The sequence below is a fragment of the Streptomyces nogalater genome (assembly GCF_039532885.1).
Classification (GTDB): domain Bacteria; phylum Actinomycetota; class Actinomycetes; order Streptomycetales; family Streptomycetaceae; genus Streptomyces; species Streptomyces nogalater.
The window spans coordinates 62,346-68,863 of the sequence record NZ_BAAASM010000056.1; the positions used below are offsets into that span (position 1 = coordinate 62,346).

General features: G+C 72.1%; 8 protein-coding genes and 1 pseudogene. 3 read left to right on the forward strand and 6 right to left on the reverse strand.

Annotated elements, in window-relative coordinates; all coding sequences use genetic code 11:
- Positions 1 to 222 precede the first annotated feature (222 nt).
- The 3 genes and pseudogenes from ABD350_RS30910 to ABD350_RS30920 all read right to left on the reverse strand — a co-directional run.
- Positions 223 to 519 (reverse strand): annotated as a pseudogene (locus ABD350_RS30910) (DUF2637 domain-containing protein); the annotation flags it as partial.
- A gap of 93 nt (positions 520 to 612) precedes the next feature.
- Positions 613 to 1,491, reverse strand: coding sequence for a DUF3558 family protein (locus ABD350_RS30915; protein WP_344352230.1), 879 nt, complete (start codon positions 1,489 to 1,491; stop codon positions 613 to 615).
- A gap of 115 nt (positions 1,492 to 1,606) precedes the next feature.
- Positions 1,607 to 2,473, reverse strand: coding sequence for a DUF3558 domain-containing protein (locus ABD350_RS30920; RefSeq protein ID WP_344352231.1), 867 nt, complete (start codon positions 2,471 to 2,473; stop codon positions 1,607 to 1,609).
- A 215-nt stretch (positions 2,474 to 2,688) separates the two neighbouring features.
- On the opposite strand from ABD350_RS30920, the gene ABD350_RS30925 reads away from it, so the two are divergent.
- A complete protein-coding gene (locus ABD350_RS30925) occupies positions 2,689 to 3,882 on the forward strand; it encodes an RtcB family protein (protein WP_344352232.1) in 1,194 nt (397 codons plus the stop codon).
- Here the strand turns inward: ABD350_RS30925 and ABD350_RS30930 are convergent.
- From ABD350_RS30930 to ABD350_RS30940, 3 genes are all read right to left on the reverse strand, one after another.
- Positions 3,872 to 4,477 carry a TetR/AcrR family transcriptional regulator gene (locus tag ABD350_RS30930; protein WP_344352233.1) on the reverse strand — a complete coding sequence of 202 codons (606 nt, stop codon included), beginning with the start codon at positions 4,475 to 4,477 and terminating at the stop codon, positions 3,872 to 3,874. The two genes, ABD350_RS30925 and ABD350_RS30930, sit on opposite strands and share 11 nt — an antisense overlap.
- Positions 4,478 to 4,592: 115 nt before the next feature.
- Positions 4,593 to 5,372 (reverse strand): SDR family NAD(P)-dependent oxidoreductase, encoded by a 780-nt coding sequence (locus tag ABD350_RS30935; protein ID WP_344352234.1) that lies wholly within the window; start codon positions 5,370 to 5,372, stop codon positions 4,593 to 4,595.
- A 51-nt stretch (positions 5,373 to 5,423) separates the two neighbouring features.
- Complete coding sequence (locus tag ABD350_RS30940; protein WP_344352235.1) at positions 5,424 to 5,762, reverse strand: YnfA family protein; 339 nt, start codon at positions 5,760 to 5,762, stop codon at positions 5,424 to 5,426.
- 286 nt (positions 5,763 to 6,048) lie between these two features.
- On the opposite strand from ABD350_RS30940, the gene ABD350_RS30945 reads away from it, so the two are divergent.
- Complete coding sequence (locus tag ABD350_RS30945; RefSeq protein ID WP_344352236.1) at positions 6,049 to 6,267, forward strand: hypothetical protein; 219 nt, start codon at positions 6,049 to 6,051, stop codon at positions 6,265 to 6,267.
- Between the two features lie 73 nt (positions 6,268 to 6,340).
- A partial coding sequence (locus ABD350_RS30950; RefSeq protein WP_344352238.1) for an LLM class flavin-dependent oxidoreductase occupies positions 6,341 to 6,518 on the forward strand: 178 nt, incomplete at its 3' end.

Sequence of the window (6,518 nt, forward strand, 5' to 3'; positions counted from 1 at the left end):
GGCCCCTTCAGAGACGTGGTCGGCGGGAGTGCTGACGTCCCCTGGTGGTTCCGAGGCGAGTGAGGTATCTCGGTGCTTCACCTTGAAACTGATCACGTTAAGTAACCGAGATCAAAAAGAGGACCCACACCGGTGCATGGTGCGGGTCCTCGTCGGCTGAGGTCGCAGGGTGGTTGGGGGCTCATCTCCGTGGACAACGGACAGGATGAACGACCTACATAGGGCGGCGCCGTTGAACGCGATCGTCGCCGCCGTCAGCAGCCACGCCGTCTGGCGCAGCAGCGGGAACGGGATGCGGATCCAGGTCAGCAGCAGGTCGAGGGCGAGGAGGACGCAGATGCCCGCGTCGATGCCCACCGGGAACACATAGGAGAAGTTCCCGAAGCCCTTCTTGACGGCCAGCTCACGGACGGCCGCGTACGAACCGGCGAAGCCGATACCGGCGATGATCAGCGCACCGGTCACGACCACGCCGATGAGAACGCGGTGCATCCGAGTCAGCTGCGGTGGCGCGGCCACTCGTACTCCCCTCCCGTTGCGTGTTGTTGCGCGCAACAGGGTGGCACACGTGTACGACGCACGCGGTACCGGTCACCCGCTACGGCCCGGCGGTCAGGCCTCCTTGCCGGCCGGCCCGGACGGGGACGCGCTGGAGGCGGCCGGCTTCGAGGGGGACCCGGACGCGGAGTCCGACGGCTGCGAACCCGCCTCGCCCGCCGCGCCGTTGGCCTTCGACACCGACGCCACGGCTTCCTTCAGCGCCTTCTCCGCGTCCTTCGTCAGGTCGTCGGCGTCCGGCGTCTTCTCGCCCGCGAGACCGGCGCCGTTGTAGTCCAGGGTGACCACGACGTTCTCCACCCGGGCGACGACCGTCTGCTGCTTGAAGAGGCCTTCCTTCTTCTTCAGGTCGTAGCGCACCGCCGCGGCCTCGGCGCCGGTCCCGGACAGCGGCACCATCTTGGTGTCCTTCGCGCCGTCCACCGACTGGGCGTCCTTCACCTGCCGGCTGAAGTACGCGTGCGCCTGCTCGTCGGCGGCGCCCCGCGTGACGTCCGAGTCGAAGCGCAGCAGGGAGACGTTCAGCCAGCGGAACTGCGAGCCCTTCACGCCGTTGTTGGCGAGGCTGTCCCAGGCGCAGGAGGCACGCGACGACGGCTCGTCCGAGCCGCCCTTCTTGCCCGACTCCGCGGCCTTGGGCACCAGGTCGGCCAGGGTCTTGCCGGACAGCACCTCGCACGGGTCGGGCAGCTTCCCGTACGCGGCGGGCCGCACGGTCGGGGACGCGCTCGCGGAGGGCTTGGTGCTGCCGCCGCTCGCCGTCGGGCCGGCGCTCTCGCTGCCGGACCCGGCCTTGGAGTCCCCGGAGTCCGAGGAGCAGCCGGCGGTGATCAGGACCGCGGGAACGGCTGCCGCGCAGACAAGCGCGCGGCGCAGGCGCTTGGCTCGCTGGTGTCGCTGGGCACGGTCGTCTCGCTGGGCTGCTCGCTGCATGGTTCCTTCACTCATGACGCTCGGTGTTCGTGCGGGTTCCTGCGGGGCCACGGTACGCGGTGAGGAGAGCGCGCGGTTTCCGTTCGCGCGCCCGGGGGCGGGGCCGGCCGGGCGGTCAGCCGCCGAGCGCGTCGTCCAGCCGCGCGGCCAGCTCACGGGCCCTGTCCTGCATTTCCTTGCTGTCCGGGACCGTTCCGACGGCCGTCGGCTGCTCCTCGTACTGGAGGGTGACGACGACGTTGGACGTGCGGAACACCACAGTCACCGTGCGCTGTTCGGCGGTCGAACCGGAGCTGCCCAGCTGATCGTCCAGATACGCCTCGTCGCCGAGGTCGGACAGGGTGCGGGGCTGGAGCTCGGCGGAGGCGTCGGCGGAGCCGGACGGCGAGGACGAGGCGGACCCCGAAGCGGCCCCGGACGACGGGGAGTCGGCGGAAGGGTTCGTCGCGGACGGGGACGCGGTGGTGCTCGGCGAGCCCTTCGCGGACGCCGTCGGCGCCGGGGACGAGGGCGGTGCCGTGCCGCCGCTCGGCGCGGGCAGGTCGGCGGCGGCCTGCTTCTCCTGGAACAGCCGCTGCGCCTGGTCGTCGTCGCTGACCGTGTTGTCGTAGGACACCACGCGCTCGAAGTCGACGGAGAGCCGGTCGGTGACGTCGGCCGACTCCACCTTCCAGCGGCAGCCCACCTTGCGGTCGGTGTCGTAGGTCAGCGCGGCCTCGCCCTGGTAGGCGTGGTCCCGCTGGCCGGGGTCGGTGATCCGCTGGATGCCGGGCAGCAGCGTGTCCAGGGCGTCGTGGCCGACCGCGCCGCACGGTTCGGGCAGCGTGCGGTACTTGCCGGGCTCCGCGGCCACGGTCGCCCGGCCGGTGTCGCCCGGGTTGGCGTTGTCCGCCGTGCCGTCGTCCCCGGAGCCGCTCGTGCAGCCGGCCAGCAGCGCCGCGAGGAGGGCGGCGGTGCCGGTTGCGTAGGCCTTCCGCTGCACGGTCGGGCTCCTCTCGACGGTCTGTGCGCGCTTGGTGCTCCAGTGTCCCCGCCGGTTATTCGCTTGCCGCGGCGGGGCGCCCCTTGCAGACAATGTGTATCGCACGCACTGCCGTGGACGCCGGTCCCTTGTCCTTTTCGATGACCTTGGCGCCTCTTTTGCGTTTTGCTGCTTTTAAGTCTTTTGTTGCCATTTTCCGGGGGAAAGAGGAAGACATGTCGTACGTGGAGATACCGGGCGCGAAGGTGCCGATCCGGATGTGGACGGACCCGGCGACGGTGGAGGACGTGGCCCTGCGCCAGCTCCAGAACGTGGCGACCCTGCCGTGGATCGAGGGCCTGGCCGTGATGCCGGACGTGCACTACGGCAAGGGCGCGACGGTCGGCTCGGTCATCGCGATGCGGGACGCGGTGTGCCCGGCGGCGGTGGGCGTGGACATCGGCTGCGGGATGTCGGCGGTGAAGACCTCCCTGACCGCCAACGACCTGCCCGGAGACCTGTCCCGGCTGCGGTCGAGGATCGAGCAGGCGATCCCGGTGGGGCGGGGGATGCACACGGACCCGGTGGAGCCGCGGGGCTTCCACGGGCTGGCCACGGCCGGCTGGGAGGACTTCTGGGAGCGGTTCGACGGGGTCGCCGACGCCGTGCGGTTCCGGCGGGAACGGGCCGTCGCGCAGATGGGCACCCTGGGCGGGGGGAACCACTTCGTCGAAGTGTGCACGGACGAGTCCGGCTCGGTGTGGCTGATGCTCCACTCCGGCTCCCGCAACATCGGCAAGGAACTCGCCGAGCACCACATCGGCGTGGCCCAGAAGCTCCCGCACAACCAGGGCCTGGTCGACCGCGACCTCGCCGTCTTCGTCGCGGACACCCCGCAGATGGCGGCCTACCGCAACGACCTGTTCTGGGCGCAGGAGTACGCCAAGTACAACCGCATGCTCATGATGGCGCTCCTGAAGGACGTGGTGCGCAAGGAGTTCAAGAAGGCCAAGCCGGTCTTCGAGCAGGAGATCTCCTGCCACCACAACTACGTGGCGGAGGAGCGGTACGACGGCATGGACCTGCTCGTCACCCGCAAGGGCGCGATCCGGGCCGGCTCCGGCGAGTACGGCATCATCCCGGGCTCGATGGGCACCGGCTCGTACATCGTGCGCGGCCTCGGCAACGAGCTGGCCTTCAACTCGGCCTCGCACGGCGCCGGCCGGCGGATGAGCCGGAACGCGGCCAAGCGGCGCTTCTCCACCCAGGACCTGGAGGAGCAGACCCGGGGTGTGGAGTGCCGCAAGGACGCCGGTGTCGTGGACGAGATCCCGGGCGCCTACAAGTCGATCGACCAGGTCATCGGCCAGCAGCAGGACCTGGTGCGGGTGGTGGCCAAGCTGAAGCAGGTCGTCTGCGTCAAGGGCTGACGCCGGGACCGGCCCGCAGCGAGTCCAGCCAGCGCAGCAGGCGGGCGCCCTCACGGGTCATGACGGCCGGGTCGCGCAGGGCGTGGGCCAGGAGGGACATGCCCTGGTAGGCGGAGACCAGGGTGAGGGCGTGGGCGTCGGGGTCGGGGACGTCCCAGGCGCGGAACTGGGCGGCGGCCCAGTCCATCAGGCGGCGGATCACCGCGCCGGCCTCCGCGGCCGGTGTGCCGTCCGCGCGTTTGCCGAGTTCGGCGGCCAGGGTGCCGAGGGGGCAGCCGTACCGGGCGGTGGTCTCGCGCTCCGACACCCAGGCCTCGATCAGGGCCCTGAGGCGGTCGCGCGGGGCCGGCAGCCGGTCCAGCCCGGCGGTGAGCTCGTCCAGCCGGTCGCGGTGCTCGCCCAGCGCGGCCCGCACCAGCTCGTCCTTGGTCTTGAAGTAGTAGTAGACGTTCCCGACCGGGACGCCGGCCTCGCGCGCGATGCCGGCGAGCGTGGTGCGCTCGACGCCCTGCTCGTGCAGGACCCGGGCCGCCGCCGCCGTGAGCCGCCGGCGCTTCTGTGCGGCCTGCGTCCGCCGGTCCACTGAGTTCGTCACCTGACTGACTATAGACAGCGCTGTCCCGGGTCCTACTTCGCGTGCCGTACCGCGGGGATGGACACCGGGGGCGCCGCGGACTCCGGTGAGCCGTCGCCCGCGGGCGCGCCGTCGGTCATCCCCGGTCCCGGTGCACCTTGGTGTTGGAGGCCTGGGCGCGCGGGCGCACCACCAGCAGGTCGATGTTGACGTGGCTGGGGCGGGTCACCGCCCAGGTGACGGTCTCGGCCACGTCGTCGGCGGTGAGGGGCTCGGCGACGCCCTCGTACACCTTGGCCGCCTTCTCGGCGTCGCCGCCGAAGCGGGTCAGCGCGAACTCCTCGGTGCGGACCATGCCGGGCGCGATCTCCACGACCCGGACCGGCCGGCCGACGATCTCCAGGCGGAGGGTCTCGGCGAGCACATGGGCGCCGTGCTTGGCGGCGACATAGCCGGCGCCGCCCTCGTAGGTGCCGTGGCCGGCGGTGGAGGAGACGACCACGACCACGCCGTCACCGCTCGCCTCCAGCTTCGGCAGCAGCGCCTGCGTCACGTTCAGGGTGCCGATGACGTTCGTCTCGTACATCGAGCGCCAGTCCGCCGGGTCGCCGGTGGCCACCGGGTCCGCGCCGAGGGCGCCGCCCGCGTTGTTCACCAGCACGCCGACCGTCTTGAAGGCGGAGGCGAACTCGTCCACGGCCGCGCGGTCGGTCACGTCGAGCTGGTAGGCCACCGCCGAGTGCCCGGCCCCGGTCAGCTCCTCGGCGAGGGCCTCGATACGGTCCTTGCGGCGGGCGGTGAGGACGACGCGGTAGCCGGCCGCGGCGAGCTGCCGGGCCGTGGCGGCGCCGATGCCACTGCTCGCGCCGGTGACGACGGCGATGCGGGAGGCGGCGGACGGGGCGGCGGTGGCCATGGCGGCTCCTGTTGCTGCGTCGGGACGGTTCGGTCCAGCGTAGGTGAGGCCTCAGCCGCCGTTCCGCGGTGCCCACATGATGATCGCCATCCCGGCCAGGCAGACCAGCGCGCCGGTGATGTCCCAGCGGTCGGGCCGGTAGCCGTCCGCGACCACGCCCCACAGGATCGAGCCGGCCACGAAGATCCCGCCGTAGGCGGCGAGGATGCGGCCGAAGTGGGCGTCGGGCTGGAAGGTGGCGACGAAGCCGTAGGCGCCGAGCGCGAGGACGCCCCCGGTGATCCACAGCGGGCCCCGGTGCTCCCGTACGCCCTGCCAGACCAGCCAGGCGCCGCCGATCTCGAACAGCGCGGCGACGACGAACAGGGCGGCGGAGCGGAGGACCGTCATACGGGCAGCTTCGCACGCGGCGCCCGTGCGGCCCCTGTCTCCTGTCGGAGGGCGCCTGCCGGGCGGCGCGCGTGGCATGCATCCGTACGGCAGTGGAGCGGCGAGCGGCGAGCGGAGAGTGGTGAGTGGTGAGGGGGCGTGCGGATGCGGGCGTGGGTGGTGGACGGGGACCGGGCGGAGGTGTCGCTGACCCCGTACAGCGGTGGGCCCGCCGAGGTCGCGGACGCCACGGTCCGGCTGCGCCGGCCGGTGCCGCCGGCCGAGCGGCAGGAGCTGCCGGCCCGGTGTGTGCGAGGACGAGCGTACGGTCCTGTGCGCCACCGGTCCGCCGGCCGCGGGCGCGGCGGGGGAGCGGCCGCGGCTGCCGGTACGGCTGCGGGAGCGGCCGTCGGAGCGGACCCCGGAGATCGAGACGGCATGGCGGTCCGATGTGCCGGACGAGGACCGCGCGAACGACCGCACGCGGGTGCTGGTGCCGGCCACGGGGGATGCGTACGCCTTCTGAGGCCGGGGGAATACCCGGGCCGGGCCGACCGTTGGAGGGGTATAGTTGAACGGTCAACCAAATGGAGGCGGTCATGCAGTTCGGGATCTTCACCGTCGGGGACGTGACCACCGACCCGACGACGGGGCGGACCCCGACCGAGGGCGAGCGGATCAAGGCGATGGTCGCCATCGCGCTGAAGGCCGAAGAGGTCGGGCTGGACGTCTTCGCGACCGGTGAGCACCACAACCCGCCGTTCGTGCCGTCGTCGC